20 protein-coding genes are annotated in these 14,215 nt (G+C 57.2%); 12 read left to right on the top strand and 8 right to left on the bottom strand.

The genetic code is table 11. The annotated features are described in order from the left end of the window. Positions 1-13: 13 nt before the first annotated feature. Positions 14-637 carry a phosphoglycerate mutase family protein gene (locus tag UTM25_RS07425; protein WP_320714554.1) on the bottom strand — a complete coding sequence of 208 codons (624 nt, stop codon included), beginning with the start codon at positions 635-637 and terminating at the stop codon, positions 14-16. Positions 638-765: 128 nt separating this feature from the next. Between UTM25_RS07425 and UTM25_RS07420 the strand changes: the two genes are divergently transcribed. Together UTM25_RS07420 and UTM25_RS07415 are read left to right on the top strand one after the other, a co-directional pair. After that, a complete protein-coding gene (locus tag UTM25_RS07420; RefSeq protein WP_032639272.1) occupies positions 766-1,170 on the top strand; it encodes a VOC family protein in 405 nt (134 codons plus the stop codon). Between the two features lie 18 nt (positions 1,171-1,188). Next, the gene (locus UTM25_RS07415) at positions 1,189-1,701 is read left to right on the top strand and encodes a GNAT family N-acetyltransferase (protein WP_194399155.1); all 513 of its coding nucleotides are present in this window, start codon (positions 1,189-1,191) and stop codon (positions 1,699-1,701) included. Here UTM25_RS07415 and UTM25_RS07410 read toward each other — a convergent pair. Then, positions 1,682-2,470: a hypothetical protein gene (locus UTM25_RS07410; protein WP_194399156.1), complete on the bottom strand. Its 789-nt coding sequence runs from the start codon at positions 2,468-2,470 to the stop codon at positions 1,682-1,684. The genes UTM25_RS07415 and UTM25_RS07410 overlap by 20 nt on opposite strands. 1 nt (position 2,471) lies before the next feature. Further along, a complete protein-coding gene (locus tag UTM25_RS07405) occupies positions 2,472-2,669 on the bottom strand; it encodes a hypothetical protein (protein WP_032639280.1) in 198 nt (65 codons plus the stop codon). Between the two features lie 256 nt (positions 2,670-2,925). Between UTM25_RS07405 and UTM25_RS07400 the strand changes: the two genes are divergently transcribed. The 8 genes from UTM25_RS07400 to UTM25_RS07365 are packed head-to-tail and all read left to right on the top strand — an operon-like array spanning position 2,926 to position 8,806. Beyond that, entirely contained in the window at positions 2,926-3,360 is a 435-nt protein-coding gene (locus UTM25_RS07400; RefSeq protein ID WP_047061796.1) for a nuclear transport factor 2 family protein, read from the top strand. Beyond that, positions 3,357-4,076 (top strand): SDR family NAD(P)-dependent oxidoreductase, encoded by a 720-nt coding sequence (locus tag UTM25_RS07395; RefSeq protein WP_032657315.1) that lies wholly within the window; start codon positions 3,357-3,359, stop codon positions 4,074-4,076. The genes UTM25_RS07400 and UTM25_RS07395 overlap by 4 nt, the downstream gene beginning before the upstream one ends. Then, on the top strand, positions 4,073-5,332 hold the full coding sequence (locus tag UTM25_RS07390; RefSeq protein WP_194399158.1) for an NAD(P)/FAD-dependent oxidoreductase: 1,260 nt from the start codon (positions 4,073-4,075) through the stop codon (positions 5,330-5,332). The genes UTM25_RS07395 and UTM25_RS07390 overlap by 4 nt, the downstream gene beginning before the upstream one ends. Position 5,333: 1 nt before the next feature. Then, a complete protein-coding gene (locus UTM25_RS07385) occupies positions 5,334-6,056 on the top strand; it encodes a DUF1365 domain-containing protein (RefSeq protein WP_194399159.1) in 723 nt (240 codons plus the stop codon). Further along, positions 6,053-7,273, top strand: coding sequence for an SAM-dependent methyltransferase (locus tag UTM25_RS07380; RefSeq protein ID WP_194399160.1), 1,221 nt, complete (start codon positions 6,053-6,055; stop codon positions 7,271-7,273). The genes UTM25_RS07385 and UTM25_RS07380 overlap by 4 nt, the downstream gene beginning before the upstream one ends. Then, positions 7,270-7,755, top strand: coding sequence for a DUF2878 domain-containing protein (locus tag UTM25_RS07375; RefSeq protein ID WP_194399161.1), 486 nt, complete (start codon positions 7,270-7,272; stop codon positions 7,753-7,755). The genes UTM25_RS07380 and UTM25_RS07375 overlap by 4 nt, the downstream gene beginning before the upstream one ends. Beyond that, the gene (locus UTM25_RS07370; RefSeq protein WP_194399162.1) at positions 7,752-8,276 is read left to right on the top strand and encodes a hypothetical protein; all 525 of its coding nucleotides are present in this window, start codon (positions 7,752-7,754) and stop codon (positions 8,274-8,276) included. Before UTM25_RS07375 ends, UTM25_RS07370 begins: the two co-directional genes overlap by 4 nt. Then, positions 8,273-8,806, top strand: coding sequence for a DUF3833 domain-containing protein (locus UTM25_RS07365; RefSeq protein WP_194399163.1), 534 nt, complete (start codon positions 8,273-8,275; stop codon positions 8,804-8,806). Before UTM25_RS07370 ends, UTM25_RS07365 begins: the two co-directional genes overlap by 4 nt. Here UTM25_RS07365 and UTM25_RS07360 read toward each other — a convergent pair. Both UTM25_RS07360 and UTM25_RS07355 read right to left on the bottom strand, forming a co-directional pair. After that, positions 8,803-9,261: a DMT family transporter gene (locus UTM25_RS07360; RefSeq protein WP_194399164.1), complete on the bottom strand. Its 459-nt coding sequence runs from the start codon at positions 9,259-9,261 to the stop codon at positions 8,803-8,805. The two genes, UTM25_RS07365 and UTM25_RS07360, sit on opposite strands and share 4 nt — an antisense overlap. 4 nt (positions 9,262-9,265) lie before the next feature. Beyond that, positions 9,266-9,700: a DMT family transporter gene (locus UTM25_RS07355; RefSeq protein ID WP_047647834.1), complete on the bottom strand. Its 435-nt coding sequence runs from the start codon at positions 9,698-9,700 to the stop codon at positions 9,266-9,268. Positions 9,701-9,795: 95 nt separating this feature from the next. On the opposite strand from UTM25_RS07355, the gene UTM25_RS07350 reads away from it, so the two are divergent. Continuing rightward, a complete protein-coding gene (locus UTM25_RS07350) occupies positions 9,796-10,728 on the top strand; it encodes a LysR family transcriptional regulator (RefSeq protein ID WP_194399165.1) in 933 nt (310 codons plus the stop codon). Positions 10,729-10,732: 4 nt separating this feature from the next. On the opposite strand, the gene UTM25_RS07345 is transcribed toward UTM25_RS07350, so the two are convergent. Continuing rightward, on the bottom strand, positions 10,733-11,761 hold the full coding sequence (locus UTM25_RS07345) for a methionine synthase (RefSeq protein ID WP_194399166.1): 1,029 nt from the start codon (positions 11,759-11,761) through the stop codon (positions 10,733-10,735). A 25-nt stretch (positions 11,762-11,786) separates the two neighbouring features. After that, complete coding sequence (locus UTM25_RS07340; protein ID WP_194399167.1) at positions 11,787-12,761, bottom strand: DUF1852 domain-containing protein; 975 nt, start codon at positions 12,759-12,761, stop codon at positions 11,787-11,789. A gap of 171 nt (positions 12,762-12,932) precedes the next feature. Here UTM25_RS07340 and UTM25_RS07335 point away from each other — a divergent pair, with 171 nt between their 5' ends. Next, positions 12,933-13,472 (top strand): DUF2058 domain-containing protein, encoded by a 540-nt coding sequence (locus UTM25_RS07335; protein ID WP_021242569.1) that lies wholly within the window; start codon positions 12,933-12,935, stop codon positions 13,470-13,472. Positions 13,473-13,479: 7 nt separating this feature from the next. Here UTM25_RS07335 and UTM25_RS07330 read toward each other — a convergent pair whose 3' ends face one another. Further along, positions 13,480-14,166: an RluA family pseudouridine synthase gene (locus tag UTM25_RS07330; RefSeq protein WP_320714548.1), complete on the bottom strand. Its 687-nt coding sequence runs from the start codon at positions 14,164-14,166 to the stop codon at positions 13,480-13,482. Positions 14,167-14,215 lie beyond the last annotated feature (49 nt).

Here is a 14,215-nt window from a genome sequence, read left to right as displayed (position 1 = left end):
TCCGCATGTGCCGCTACACAACGCTGTAAACACCCGCTCCCCAGTACCCCTTACCCGTTCGAGTCTGTTCTTTCCAGCCTGATGCGATCAGTTCCTTTGCAATAAACCGGTTGATGATCCCATGCCCCATGAGCAAGACGGGTCCGTCGGATCCCTTAGCCGCCGTCACGAGGATCCCGGCCGCCTTAGCGGCACGTTTTTTTACGACGCTTACGCACTCTGCCTCGCCAGACAGGCCGCAGAGCCAAAGTATACGAAACAGCGCCGCCCAGTAAAAAGGCGATAACCTTAACCCTGGGATACGAAATACCGGCAGTTCCGCTTCCCGAAAAACCTCATCAATTAAGCCCGGTGAACACCCCAGCGTTTTCAATGATGAGAGGGCTCGCGGGAGAGGGCTGCTGAAAAACGTAAGCGCGCGGTACGAGAGGATTTGAGCCATTTCAGGTGGTCTATCGCTGCCCGTTGAAGAGCGGTTATAGCTCTCGATCCACTCCGCCATTTCCCTGTATGACACTTTTGGCTCACCTCTGTGCTGAGGTTCTCCATGCCGCATCAAAATAATTTCCATATGTTTTTTATCACCCATCATCCCTTCATCATAGGCAGAGTAGCGCGTTCGGATGAGGTTTTTCACCCACCCGTTTTGGTGTGTCTGAACCTGGAGCGGACTTAGCAGACTTATCAGTCTGTGAAATATTTTCATGCGCGCGTATTCTGTGGGAATGCGCTGAGCATAACCATTTAGGCTAAAGGAAACGAAAAATGAGAACACAGAAGCGATGCCTTGGCTGCGTGGCTATTGTGGTTGATGACTACGATCGTGCCATTGAATACTACACAGATAAGCTGGGTTTTACCCTTGTAGAAGATACGCCTCAACCGGGTAAACGCTGGGTGGTCGTCTCACCCAACCCGGAAAGCGACTGCAATATTTTGCTGGCTCGTGCTTCTAACGAGAGGCAGGAAAGCTTTATCGGCAATCAATGCGGCGGCAGAGTTTTCCTCTTCCTTCAGACGGACGATTTTTGGCGCGATTACCGTGCCATGAAAGATAAAGGCGTTCATTTCTGCGAAGAACCTCGTGAGGAAGAGTACGGTACGGTGGTGGTGTTTGAAGATATTTACGGCAACCGCTGGGACCTCTATCAAAATGCCCAACGCGGGTGATTACCAGGGAGACTTTCCATGACTCTTCGAATTCGCCAGGCCACCGGGGCCGATTCAACGCTTTTAAGCGAGCTGGGATACCGAATCTATCCCGCCCATTTTCAGCATCTGTGGGTGTCAGACGCAGAGATGAAGGATTTTCTGGACGGCGAGTACGCGCTTTCCGTACTTGAACAGAGCCTGAATGAGAACGCTGTTTCCTGGTATGTAGCCGAGACCGATCGGCCCGTGGGGTTTATGAAAGTGACCTGGGAAGCCCCGCTCCCGGAAACGGAGAAGAAGGGGGTTCTCCTCAACAAGCTCTACCTCGATCCCGCCGAGACCGGCAAGAACTATGGCCAGGTGATGTTCAACAACATCGCCGACATGGCCCGGAGCAGGGGAAAAGACTATCTCTGGCTGGAAGTGCTTGAGCAGAACGCGGGAGCGTACCGGTTCTACCGGAAGCAGGGCATGCTCTGCGTTAATAACGTCCTTTTCGAAACCGCTTCACAGCAGAGCATTCTCAGAATTATGGCGATGTCTCTTTAGGGCGAGAGCTCTCGTCGCGCTGTGCCAGCGATAGCGCGCTGGCGCTGGCGGGATCGAACAGCGAGAGGCTCTCAATCTGATTGAGTAAAATCACCTTCCGGAATGACATGGCGCTGCGGGATTCGGAGTCGAGCGTGATGTCATGCTCCGCATACCACCTGCTGTAGTTATTCTCGATGCGAAAGTTCATCGTCTTCGCGTCTCTGTACCCGCTTAACATCGGGATCAGCACGATATTGGCCGTTTTTTCATATTCCAGCGTCGCGGTGTGGATCATGCCGACGTAAATCCGCCTCGATCGCAGCGTGACCTGCGCCAGTTCGCCTTGCTCCATACACTGATACAGCAGCTGTTCAATACCGCTCGACTGCGCCAGACGTTTGTAGAGCTTTTTCCGGCTTTCGCCGTCCAGCCTGGCGCTGCCAGCCCAGTTAGAGCGGTAGAGGCAAAACAGGATGGCAAACGCCAGCATCACGACCACCGGCGCCTGAATGCCTAAAAAGCTCCAGTTCATAAAGTCGATTTGCCAGTCGGTATATTTTGGCGAGGCAAAGTGAAAAGCGTTGTTGGCCGCAGAAAGGGAGAGCAGGAGCAGCCAAAGCAGACCTGTGGCAATCACGCCCTGCAGAACGAAAATACAGCCGTACAGCGCCACAAGAAAATAGACGTCCCAGCCAAAGGAGCGCTTGATTTTAAAGCGGGTCGACAGATCGCGGCTGGTGTACCAGTACCCGCATACCATCAGCACCATAAATATCGCCGTTCCCATATCAGGCCCTCTTCAGCGTGTTGACGTGACGCAGAAAATCCTGCCGCACCTCGTTGCTTTTGTAGTTCACCGAGGCGTTCCCGTCCTGGTCGATAATGATGCGATCGCCATCTTCGACGGCTTCAATGATTTCCTGCTGGCTCATCACCTGCAGTAAGGATTCCGGGCTGGAGAAAAGGGAGAAAAAGAAACGTTTCATGCGGGCATCCTTATGAATAAAAAGGATAAGCCTGGAAGAAGACCGGCGAGTTTGCCTTAAGGATATCCTGAAAGTTAAAACCGGGTGGCGTCTACGCCTTACCCGGCCTACAGAATTCACTCTTTTGTCTTATTTTAAGTTTATGATTCATATATAAAATAAAAAATAAATCATCACAAACTTGGACAAATAACGTTAATTGTGTAAGTTTTAATTATGCGATTACGCCACGTTGTTTACAGCCAGGATGTGACCCATGAGCACTTTGCCCTCTGTCGTGAGTCGGTTTGTTGAGTACTACGCCGCACTGGATAGCCAGCCGCCGTCCGCGCTGGTGGGGCTTTACCATTCGAATGCCACGCTTATCGATCCGTTTGGCGAGCATGACGGGATTTTCGCGCTTCAGCGCTATTTCACCCATCTGCTGGCCAACGTCGAGCATTGCCGTTTTTCCATCGATACGCCGCTGTGCAGCGGGAACCGGTTTGCTGTGACCTGGGTAATGCACTGGTCGCATCCGCGCATTGCCGGGGGAGAGCCGCTCGAACTGCCGGGATGTTCGGTGGTGGACACGGAAAACGATCTCATCACGCACCAGCGCGACTACTACGATGCGGGAGAGATGATTTACGAGCACCTTCCTCTGCTTGGCTGGGCGGTGCGCGGCGTGAAGCGGAGGGTCAAATCATGAAAACGGTGCTGATCACCGGCGCAAGCTCGGGCATTGGCGCTGGGCTGGCGAAATCCTTTGCCGCAGACGGCTACCACGTGATTGCCTGCGGACGCGATCCGGCGCGCCTCGAAGCGCTGCATCAGACCTGCCCCAATCTCACCGTTCGCCTGTTCGATATGACAGACAGGGATGCCTGTCGCCAGGCGCTGACCGGCAGCTACGCCGATCTGATTATTCTCTGCGCCGGTACCTGCGAATATCTCGATGGAGGCGTGGTGGATGCGGCGCTGGTGGAGCGGGTTATGGCGACAAATTTCCTCGGCCCGGTGAACTGCCTTGACGCGCTGCAGCCCCAGCTGACGGCTGGCAACCGCGTAGTGCTGGTGAGTTCCATGGCCCACTGGCTGCCTTTCCCACGGGCAGAAGCCTACGGCGCGTCCAAAGCGGCCCTGAGCTGGTTTGCCGAGAGTCTGCGCCTGGACTGGGAGCCAAAGGGAATTGCCGTCACGGTGGTCTCGCCGGGCTTTGTTGATACGCCGCTGACGCGCAAAAACGACTTTGCCATGCCGGGCAGGGTGAGCGTCGACGAGGCGGTCAAGGCGATCCGTACCGGGCTGGCGGCAGGGAAAATGCATATCGCGTTTCCTGACGGGTTCGGCTTTATTTTGCGGTTGCTCTCCGGGCTGCCTGCGTTTCTTCAGCGCGCGCTGCTGCGCAGGATGGTGCGTTCATGAACATTGCGATTATCGGCAGCGGCATCGCCGGGCTGACCTGCGCCTGGCGCCTGGCCGGGCACCATCAGGTGACCTTATTTGAAGCGGGCGCCACGCCCGGCGGCCATACCGCAACGGTTGACGTCTCAACGCCACAGGGCACATACGCGATCGATACCGGGTTTATCGTTTACAACGATCGTACCTATCCGCGCTTTATGGGCCTGCTCAGCGAGCTGGGCATTAGCGGGCAAAAAACGCAGATGAGCTTTTCGGTGCACAACCCGGCGACGGGGCTGGAGTACAACGGACACACCCTGACGTCGCTGTTTGCCCAGCGCCGAAACCTGGTGAATCCGGCATTCTGGCGGCTGCTCGGGGAGATCGTCCGCTTCAATCGTCTGGCTAAACAGGCGCTGGACGGGGAGGTGGACCCGAACGCCACGCTGCAAACGTTTCTGGAACAGCACGGCTTCACGCCGTTTTTTGCGCGCCACTACATTCTGCCGATGGGGGCCGCCATCTGGTCCTCGTCGCTGCAGGAGATGAAGCGTTTCCCGCTGCCGCTTTTCTTGCGTTTCTTCCAGAACCACGGGCTGCTGGATATCACCCAGCGCCCGCAGTGGTACGTGGTGCCGGGCGGCTCGCGGGAGTATATCCGCGCCATGCTCGACAACCTGGGAGACCGTCTGAATCTGCATCTCAATTCACCGGTGCAGCGGGTGAGCCGCCACGAGCACGGGGTTACGCTTCAGCTTGAAAACGGCAGTCATAACTTCGATCGGGTGATTTTTGCCTGCCACTCCGCCAGCGCCCTGGCGATGCTTGATGACCCGACGCCCGCAGAGCGCGAGGTGCTGGGCGATATCGGCTGGCAGCGCAACGAGGTCGTTTTACACAGCGATCCGCGCTGGCTGCCGGTGCGGCAGCGCGCGTGGGCCAGCTGGAACTACCGCCTGAGCGCGGAGGAACAGGCCAGCGCCTGCGTCACCTACAACATGAACATCCTGCAGGGGCTGCCTGCGGGCAGTCCGCTGTTCTGCGTCACCCTCAACCCGGACGCGCCGGTGGATGAACGCTTCGTTCTGCAACGCTTTGTCTATGAACATCCGCTGTTTAACCCGCAAAGCTGGCGGGCGCAGGCGCGGCGCGGCGAGGTCAACGGTCATAACCGGAGCTGGTACTGCGGGGCCTACTGGTACAACGGTTTTCATGAAGATGGCGTGCGCAGCGCGCTGGACGTTGTCAACGCGATAGCGGTCGGAGAGGGGAAGTGAGATGAACAGCTGCCTCTACCACGGCGTGTTACGCCACCGCCGCCTTCAGCCGAAAACCCATGAATTCAGCTACAGCGTCTTTATGGCCTGGCTGGATCTCGATGAACTGCCGCTGCTGCCGTCCATCGGCGTGCGGCGCAATCGCTTTGCCGCCGCCTCGTTCCACGACGCGGACTATCCGCTCGGCGCGCCGCTTAAAGAGAACGTGCTCAGCAGGCTGGAGAGCCTGACCGGGGAACGTCCGGACGGGCGGGTGATGCTCCTGACGCAGCTGCGCTATTTCGGCTTTCATTTCAATCCGGTCAACTTTTACTACTGCTACGACGGGAAGGGGACGCTGCGCTGGGTGCTGGCGGAGGTTCGCAACACGCCGTGGAATGAACGTCATTACTATGCCGTCAACGGACAGGATGCGCAGCCGACGGAAAAAGCGTTTCACGTTTCCCCCTTCAACCCGATGGACATGATCTACCACTGGCGCTTTAACGACCCGGATAACACGCTGCATATGCACATTGAAAATCATCAGGAAGCGAAGGTCTTTGACGCCACGCTGGCGCTGTGCCGGGAGCCTTTGACGCGCTTCGCGCTGCGCTCGCTGTTGCTGCGCATTCCGCTCATGACCCTGAAAACCGTTTTTGCCATTTACTGGCAGGCGCTGCGCCTGTGGCTCAAGCGCGTGCCGCTGTATAACCATCCCTTCAGCAGGAGTGAACGCTCATGACCGATCCCGTCTTTGCGTTAGAACCCGATATTCCGCGCAATGTTCGCATCGCACGATGGCTGCTGTTTCGTCTGTTAAGCGGTATCCGCGGCGGCTCGCTCACGCTGCGTGAAGGGGCGCAGACCTTTCATTTTGGCGAGACGTCCTCCGCGCTGCATGCCGACGTGCAGATCCTCACGCCCGGCGTCTACTGGCGCGTCTTAACGGGCGGGAGCCTTGCTGCGGCAGAAGCCTGGATGGACGGCGAATGGGAAACCGCACACCTTACGCCGCTTCTGGAGCTGCTCGCGATCAACGGCGAGGTGCTTGGCCGTCTGGAAAGCGGGTTCCGTCTGCTCGGCAGGCCGCTGGAGCGGATACGCCACTGGACGCGGCGTAACTCCCGCGTGCAGGCGCGTGAAAATATTGCCGCCCATTACGATCTGGGCAATACCTTTTATGCCCATTTTCTGGATAAAGAGCTGCTCTATTCCAGCGCGCTGTTTACTGGTGACGAGCAGGATCTCACGGCGGCTCAGCGGGCCAAAATGGCGCGCCTGTGTGACCAGCTGGCGCTAAACCCGGGTGACCACCTGCTTGAAATTGGCACCGGCTGGGGCGCGATGGCGGAATACGCGGCCCGTCATTACGGCTGTCGGGTGACGACCACTACGCTGTCGCAGGAGCAATATAGCTGGGCGACCGAGCGGATCGCCCGCGCCGGGTTGCAGGATCGCGTTGAGGTACTGCTCTGCGACTATCGCGACCTCAGCGGACAGTACGACAAGCTGGTCTCAATTGAGATGATTGAAGCCGTCGGGCAACGCTATCTGCCCACGTTCTTCCGCACCTGCCAGGCGCGGCTGCGCCCCGGAGGACGGATGGCGATTCAGGCCATTACCATTCGGGACCAGCGCTATCGCGACTACAGCAAAAGCGTCGATTTTATCCAGCGCTACATTTTTCCCGGCGGCTTCCTGCCGAGCATTACCGCGATGAACGAGCTGATGACGCGCCACACCGATTTCGTGGTGCGCAACCTCTTCGACATGGGCCCCGACTACGCCCGCACGCTGGCCCACTGGCGGCAGCGCTTTGTCCACGCCTGGCAGGAGATTGAAAAGCTTGGCTTCGATGAACGGTTCCGCCGCATGTGGCTGTACTACTTTGGCTACTGCGAAGCCGGGTTTAACGCTCGCACCATCAGCGTGGTGCAGCTGACCGCCGAGCGCGTATGAGACGTTACCTCCAGGTCTTCCTGCTGGCCGTCGCGTTCGACCTCTACTGGGCGCTGGTGGTGCTCTTTCGCGAACAGGGCCTGATTATCTGGCTCGCGCTGGCGATCCTGGCGTGCCTGCTCTTGCCGCCTGCTTACCGGTTTTACGCCATTGGGCTGGCCGCGGCGGGCAGTCTGCTGGACGCACTCTGGGCCCTGACCGGGCTGATTGCCTTTGCGGGCGAGTCCCTGATGCCGTTATGGATGGTGGCACTGTGGCTGATGTTCGCCACGGTCTGGACGCAGCTGACGCGCACCACCACGTTACCCGGCTGGCTGCTGACCCTGCTGACCGCAGTGGGTGGACCGGTGGCCTACCTGTTTGGCGAGCGGCTGGGGGGCATCACGTTTCTTGAGCCGACCTTTATCGTCGTCAGCTGGATGGCGCCGGGCTGGCTGGTGTTGATGCTGTTTTTCCACCTGCTGATGGGGAGACAAAAATGAGATCTGTGGTTTTGCTGCTTTGGCTGACGCTGGTTGTTCCGGTTGCCCAGGCCGCCGACTGGCTTGCCTGGCGGAAGGTGGGTGACGCCACGCTCACCTGGGGTCCGTTCACGGTCTATACCTCTCAGCTGCGCACCCCGGACGGGCTTTATAGCCGGGATAATCAGGATCAGGCGCTGATTATTACCTATGCGCGGGACATCGATCGCGATGAACTGGTTGAGGCGACCCGCGACCAGTGGCAGGCGCAGGGGATCCTGGCGCAGGAACCGCAAAGCGAAGCCTGGCTGCGGATGCTCCAGTCCCTTTGGCCGGATGTTCGCCCGGGCTCACAGCTGGCGTTTGTTCTCAACGATAAGCAGGGACAGTTCTGGTACCGCGCGTCGGCGGCGCAAACATCCTTTATTCCACTCGGACCGCGTCAGTCGGAAGCGTTCAGCACCCGTTTTCTGGCCATCTGGCTCGATCCCCGCACGCAATATCCTGAGCTGCGTCAGCAGTTAATCGGAGGCCAAAAATGAAACTTATCCTGATGATGGCGCTGGCATTCACGATGCTGCTGGCGGGCTGTAGCACTGAAGTGGCCGAGTATCGCCAGCAGCAGCCGCGGTTTGATATCTTCCACTACTTCCAGGGCAAAACCGAAGCGTGGGGGATGGTGCAGGATCGCAGCGGCAAGCAGATCCGCCGTTTCCACGTTGAGATTGCCGGAGACGTTATCGGCGATACGCTGACGCTGAATGAGCACTTTGTCTACGACGATGGCGAGAAGCAGCAGCGGGTCTGGCACATCCGGCGCGTGGGGAACGATCGCTACGAGGGAACAGCAGGGGATATTGAAGGCGTTGCCACGGGGCAGGCCGCAGGCAACGCCTTCAACTGGCATTACAGTATGAACGTGAAGGCCAACGGCAGCACCTGGCTACTGAACTTCGACGACTGGATGTATCTGCAGGATGAGACGCATCTGTTTAACAAAACCGAGATGAAGAAGCTGGGCGTCACCGTCGCCACGGTGACGCTGTTCTTTACCCGTAAGACCTCAGCTTAGTCGCGGGCGCTGCCGGTTTTGCTGCTGGAGTAGATGAAGTACAGGGCAATCCCCAGGCACACCACCGCGCTCAGACGGCTCGGTGAAAACGGAATGGTGGGATTGCCCAGCCAGCCAAAGTTATCAATCAGCATACTCATGGCGAGCTGGCCGAAGATCACCGCCACCGTCGCGACGGCGGTGCCGATGCGCTGCACCGCCACGACCATGATCACAATGTAAGGCACGCCGAACATCGCCCCGATGAGCTGCCATTTCGGCACGTCCAGCAGCGTGACCGCCTGCTTCGGTTCAAAGAAGAAAATGAGCAGGGCGGTCACCAGCGCGCCGACGGAAAACGTCAGAAACGCGCTTTTAAATACCCCGACATTGCTGCCGAGCTGCCCGTTAATCGCGGCCTGAATGCTCAGGGTTGCGCCGCCGCAGACGGCCAGAAGAATCATTATCAGCGTCATATCATCACCCCTGCGCGACCAGAACCAGTGCCGCAATAATAAAAACCAGCGCCACGATACGTTTTGCGTTTATCTTCCTGTGCGGCGTACCCAGCAGGCCAAAGTGGTCAATGATCAGGCTTTTAAAAACCTGACCAGCCAGAATGCCAATCATCGTCAGAGCGATGCCGATGGTCGGCGTGGCGATCGTCAGAATGACCACGTAAACAGGGCCAAGCACGCCGCCGAGCAGCTGCCAGCCGGGCTGGGCGAAAAACGACGGGCTGCTGCGCGGGCTGAAAAACAGCATCAGCAGAAACGTCAGCGCGGCGCCGACGCCAAAAATGCTGAAGGTAGCCCATAAATCGCCCACTTCTCCCCCTAATGGCCCCAGCAGCCCCGCCTCGACGGAGAGGCCCATCCCGCCGGCAATCACCAGTAAAATCAAAACAAACTGCATTACGCTTCCTCCGTTTTCAGGCGAAGAAGATTACGTCGGTAGACCCGTGAGAAAAATGCCATAATGCATGAAACACTTTTGCAGGAAATGCATTAATGCCAGATACCGGAAGCATGAACCTTCGCTCACTGCTGCTGTTTATTGCCGTCTATGAAACGCAGAACTTTTCCATCGTCGCGCGACGAGAGGGAATCTCTGCCTCGCAGGTGTCGCGCATTGTTCATCAGCTTGAGGACGCGCTCGGCCAGCAGCTGTTCTATCGCAATACCCGGGCGGTGATCCCCACGGAAAGCGGGCATCTGTTTATCCGCTATGCCCGGGCGATGGTCGATAACTTCGAAGAGGCGCGTCGGGAGCTGGACGAACGTTCGACCGAACCCTCCGGCACGGTCCGCATAAATGGGCCGGTATTTTTTGGACAGAGACACGTTGCGCCCGGACTGGCAGGCCTGGCCGAGCGTTATCCACGGTTAACCATAGAGCTAACGCTGACCGATGACTTTATCGACCCGCACCGGGACGCCGCCGATCTCATTTTCCGCATCGGCACGCTGACGGATTCGACGTTCCACGCCCGTGTTTTTGGGCAGCAGCGCTACCACCTCGCCGCGTCGCCCGCGTATCTGCGTCAACACGGCGTCCCGGCCGATCCGGCCGAGCTGAGCCAGCACAAATGTCTGGTCTATCGCGGTTCGTCCGGGCCTAACCGCTGGCTCGTACGTCGCAAAGGGGAGAATTGGGTGCATTATCCCGTCGCGCCGCTGATGACGTCCAATAATGCGGAGTCGCTGCTCATTGCCGCGCTGGGCGGGATGGGGATCGTCCTGTTTCCGGACTGGCTGATTGGCGACTGGCTGAAGCGGGGGGAGCTGGTCGCCCTTATGCCGGAAATGGCGTGCGCCATCAACACGGAGCAACTCAATATTGCGGCGATCTATCCTAACGCACGTCATCCGCCCCTGAACGTCAGGGCGGTGATTGATTATTACGTGGCGTTTTTCGGTACGCCGCTCTACTGGCAAACGTAAGGGATTACGCGCCGAGCTCCTTGCGGATAATCTCTGCGCCGGCGCTGAGCGCTTTCAGCTTGCCGTTAGCCACCTGGCGCGAAAGCGGGGCCATGCCGCAGTTGGTTGACGGGTAAAGCTTGTCGGCATCGACGAATTGCAGCGCTTTACGCAGCGTATCGGCGACTTCCTCCGGCGTTTCAATGGCGTTGGTTGCCACATCAATCGCGCCGACCATCACCTTTTTACCGCGGATCAGCTCCAGCAGATCCATCGGCACGCGGGAGTTGTGGCACTCCAGTGAGATGATGTCGATATTAGAGGTCTGCAGCTTAGGGAAGGCCTCTTCGTACTGGCGCCACTCTGAGCCGAGCGTTTTTTTCCAGTCGGTATTGGCTTTGATGCCGTAGCCGTAGCAGATATGTACCGCGGTTTCGCACTTCAGCCCTTCAATGGCGCGCTCCAGCGCGGCGATACCCCAGTCGTTCACCTCGTCAAAAAAGACGTTAAATGCCGGTTCATCAAACTGGATAATATCCACGCCTGCGGCCTCTAACTCACGCGCTTCCTGATTGAGGATTTTGGCGAATTCCCAGGCCAGCTTTTCGCGGCTTTTATAGTGCGCGTCGTAAAGGGTGTCGATCATGGTCATCGGCCCGGGCAGGGCCCATTTGATCGGCTTGTCCGTGAGCTGACGCAGGTATTTCGCATCGTCCACGAATACCGGCTTCTGACGCGCAACGGCAGAAACCACGGTCGGCACGCTGGCGTCGTAGCGGTTACGAATGCGCACCGTCTGGCGATTTTCAAAATCCACGCCGCTCAGGTGTTCAATAAAGGTGGTGACGAAGTGCTGGCGGGTCTGTTCTCCGTCGCTGACGATATCGATACCCGCGCGGATCTGCTCATCCAGAGACAGGCGCAGCGCGTCCTGTTTACCCGCCAGGAGTTCCTGATCCTGTAATTTCCAGGGTGACCACAGCGTTTCAGGTTGTGCAAGCCAGGTCGGTTTAGGCAGGCTGCCAGCCGTAGAAGTCGGGAGCAATGTTTTCATAATAAAAGACCTTTTTTGTGATGAATTAAAGCGTGTAGTTATCAGACCACTGCTCAAGAATGTGTTGGTAAGGCTTAATAAAGTACGTTTCGGTGAAGCGACCCTGTTCAATCGCCAGTCGGCTACGCTCTTCCCGGTCATAAACAATTTTGGTTAAGGAGTGATCCTGCTGGTTCAGATCCGGTCGGTAGCACAGTCCCGCCGCCGAGTTTGCGTTATAAATTTCCGGGCGATAGATTTTCTGGAACGTCTCCATCGTACTGATGGTGGCAATCAGCTCCAGATCGGTGTAGTCGCTCAGCAAATCGCCGGTAAAGAAGAACGCGAAAGGCGCCACGCTGTTTTCCGGCATGAAATAGCGAACCTGCAGGCCCATCTTCGCGAAGTACTGTTCCGTCAGCGACTCGCCATCCGGCTGATATTCAATGCCCAGCACAGGATGCTGGTTACCGTTGCGGCGATAGGTGTCTTTGCTGGAGACGCTCAGGCAGATCACCGGACCCTTGCTGAAGTTCTCTTTGTATTCCGGCGAGCTCACAAAGTGGCGGAAAATATTGCCGTGCAGTTCGCCAAACTTTTCCGGAATGCTGAAGTGCTGCTGGTTCTTGTTGTGTTCCAGCAGCCGCACGCTGAAATCATAATCCCGCACGTAAGAAGAGAAGTTATTTCCGACGATGCCAGGGATACGCTTGTTATTTTTTTTGTCGACAATCGTGGTTTGCAATATCTCAATGGCCGGGAACGGTTTTTCCGCGCCAATGTTCAAGTCGACAGAGATGATTTCCAGCTCAACCGCGTAGCGATCGGCGTTTGGGTTATCCCAGCGCGCCAGGGCGTTAAAGCGGTTGTTGATCATCACCAGCGTATTGCGCAGGTTTTCCTGACGCTTTTCCCCGCGCGCCAGGTTAGCAAAGTTGGTGGTCGTACGCGTATTTTCTGACGGGTTGTAATTCTCATCGAAGCAACTGCGCTTAAGGGTATATGTGAAAGCTTTGCTCATTGTGGTTATGCATCCTAAGTTCATGTTGCTAAGAAGTTACCGATGCATAATTTATGCCTGAGCCCGCGGCGCAGGGGAAGTGACTTAATTTCAATGCAACATGAGCGAACTTCATGAACGGCGCACTTCACGTTATACTGCCCAAAATTTCCAACCGGTTTAGAAACAATCATGACAAAACTCACCTTACAAGAGCAGATGCTGAAAGCGGGCTTAGTCAGCAGCAAAAAAGCGGCGAAAGTGCAGCGCACGGCAAAGAAATCACGCGTTCAGGCGCGCGAGGCTCGGGAAGCGGTAGAAGAGAACAAGAAAGCGCAGATCGAGCGTGACAAGCTGCTGAGCGAGCAGCAGAAGCAGGCCGTGCTGGCGAAAGAGTTTAAAGCGCAGGTGAAGCAGCTGATTGAGATGAACCGCATCACCGTGGCGAAAGGCAACATCACCTTTAACTTCACCGACGGCAATCTGATCAAAAAAATCGAGGTCGACAAGCAAACTCAGGCTCAGCTGATCAACGGCCGTCTGGCGATTGCTCGTCTGGTCATCAACGCCAGCGGCGACTGTGAATACGCGATTATTCCGGCGGTGGTGGCCGATAAAATTGCCCAGCGCGATGCCGACAGCATCGTCTTAAACAGCGCGCTCAGCCAGGAAGAGCAGGATGAAGACGATCCGTACGCGGACTTCAAAATCCCTGACGATTTGATGTGGTAAACCGCATTCAGAACGGGGCGGCGTGACGGGCGTTAACCGGCTCTCCGCTCACGGGATGAATAAAATTCAACTCGCTGGCATGCAGCATCAGCCGGGGCGTTTCCTCAGCCCCAGGCGCTTCAAGACCACCATACAGGTCGCAGCCCAGAATCGGGTGCCCCAGCTGCTGACAGTGAATGCGCAGCTGGTGGGTTCGCCCGGTCTCCGGAGTAAGTTCCACCCGCGTTAACGGCAGTCCCGTTTCCTGATAAAACCGTTCCACCACCCGATAGCCGGAACGGGCGGGTTTTCCGCTGATGGGGCAGATCGACATCAGCGGGAACAGCGCCGGGTCTTTGGCAATCGGCGCATCTATTATTCCCTCGTCATTTTCCACATGACCGCAAAGCAGGGCGCTGTAGACCTTCTCCACGCTGCGCTGGCTGAACTGCTGGCACAGCGCCGCGTTGATGGCCTTATTGCGCGCAACCACCATCAGCCCGGACGTGCCGAAATCCAGACGGTGTACCAGCGTGCAGCCGGGGTACGTCTGGACCAGACGATAATGGACGGAATCAAGATTTTGCGGTTTTTTGCCCGAGAGGCTGAGCAGACCGGAAGGCTTATCGATCAGCAACAGATGTTCATCCTGCCAGAGGATCTGAATGTCGTCGTGACACGGTGGGGCAATAAAAGAATCAATAATCGCAGACATCAGGCCGCCCGGCTGGAGAGTGGGAGCGGATGATAACGAAATGCGGGGA

The sequence above is a fragment of the Enterobacter sp. 61D5 genome (assembly GCF_034107965.1).
Taxonomy (GTDB): domain Bacteria; phylum Pseudomonadota; class Gammaproteobacteria; order Enterobacterales; family Enterobacteriaceae; genus Enterobacter; species Enterobacter cloacae_M.
This window is presented reverse-complemented; position numbering and strand designations above follow the sequence as displayed.

What these genes read in the sequence shown, in the direction of transcription:
- UTM25_RS07350 (WP_194399165.1), top strand. Translation starts at nt 9,796, where the DNA reads ATGCCAGATACCGGAAGCATGAACCTTCGCTCACTGCTGCTGTTTATT.
- UTM25_RS07370 (WP_194399162.1), top strand. Translation starts at nt 7,752, where the DNA reads ATGAGATCTGTGGTTTTGCTGCTTTGGCTGACGCTGGTTGTTCCGGTT.
- UTM25_RS07335 (WP_021242569.1), top strand. Translation starts at nt 12,933, where the DNA reads ATGACAAAACTCACCTTACAAGAGCAGATGCTGAAAGCGGGCTTAGTC.
- UTM25_RS07375 (WP_194399161.1), top strand. Translation starts at nt 7,270, where the DNA reads ATGAGACGTTACCTCCAGGTCTTCCTGCTGGCCGTCGCGTTCGACCTC.
- UTM25_RS07380 (WP_194399160.1), top strand. Translation starts at nt 6,053, where the DNA reads ATGACCGATCCCGTCTTTGCGTTAGAACCCGATATTCCGCGCAATGTT.
- UTM25_RS07410 (WP_194399156.1), bottom strand. Translation starts at nt 2,470, where the DNA reads ATGGGAACGGCGATATTTATGGTGCTGATGGTATGCGGGTACTGGTAC.
- UTM25_RS07345 (WP_194399166.1), bottom strand. Translation starts at nt 11,761, where the DNA reads ATGAAAACATTGCTCCCGACTTCTACGGCTGGCAGCCTGCCTAAACCG.
- UTM25_RS07355 (WP_047647834.1), bottom strand. Translation starts at nt 9,700, where the DNA reads ATGCAGTTTGTTTTGATTTTACTGGTGATTGCCGGCGGGATGGGCCTC.
- UTM25_RS07340 (WP_194399167.1), bottom strand. Translation starts at nt 12,761, where the DNA reads ATGAGCAAAGCTTTCACATATACCCTTAAGCGCAGTTGCTTCGATGAG.
- UTM25_RS07405 (WP_032639280.1), bottom strand. Translation starts at nt 2,669, where the DNA reads ATGAAACGTTTCTTTTTCTCCCTTTTCTCCAGCCCGGAATCCTTACTG.
- UTM25_RS07395 (WP_032657315.1), top strand. Translation starts at nt 3,357, where the DNA reads ATGAAAACGGTGCTGATCACCGGCGCAAGCTCGGGCATTGGCGCTGGG.
- UTM25_RS07390 (WP_194399158.1), top strand. Translation starts at nt 4,073, where the DNA reads ATGAACATTGCGATTATCGGCAGCGGCATCGCCGGGCTGACCTGCGCC.
- UTM25_RS07420 (WP_032639272.1), top strand. Translation starts at nt 766, where the DNA reads ATGAGAACACAGAAGCGATGCCTTGGCTGCGTGGCTATTGTGGTTGAT.
- UTM25_RS07360 (WP_194399164.1), bottom strand. Translation starts at nt 9,261, where the DNA reads ATGACGCTGATAATGATTCTTCTGGCCGTCTGCGGCGGCGCAACCCTG.
- UTM25_RS07365 (WP_194399163.1), top strand. Translation starts at nt 8,273, where the DNA reads ATGAAACTTATCCTGATGATGGCGCTGGCATTCACGATGCTGCTGGCG.
- UTM25_RS07385 (WP_194399159.1), top strand. Translation starts at nt 5,334, where the DNA reads ATGAACAGCTGCCTCTACCACGGCGTGTTACGCCACCGCCGCCTTCAG.
- UTM25_RS07415 (WP_194399155.1), top strand. Translation starts at nt 1,189, where the DNA reads ATGACTCTTCGAATTCGCCAGGCCACCGGGGCCGATTCAACGCTTTTA.
- UTM25_RS07400 (WP_047061796.1), top strand. Translation starts at nt 2,926, where the DNA reads ATGAGCACTTTGCCCTCTGTCGTGAGTCGGTTTGTTGAGTACTACGCC.
- UTM25_RS07330 (WP_320714548.1), bottom strand. Translation starts at nt 14,166, where the DNA reads ATGTCTGCGATTATTGATTCTTTTATTGCCCCACCGTGTCACGACGAC.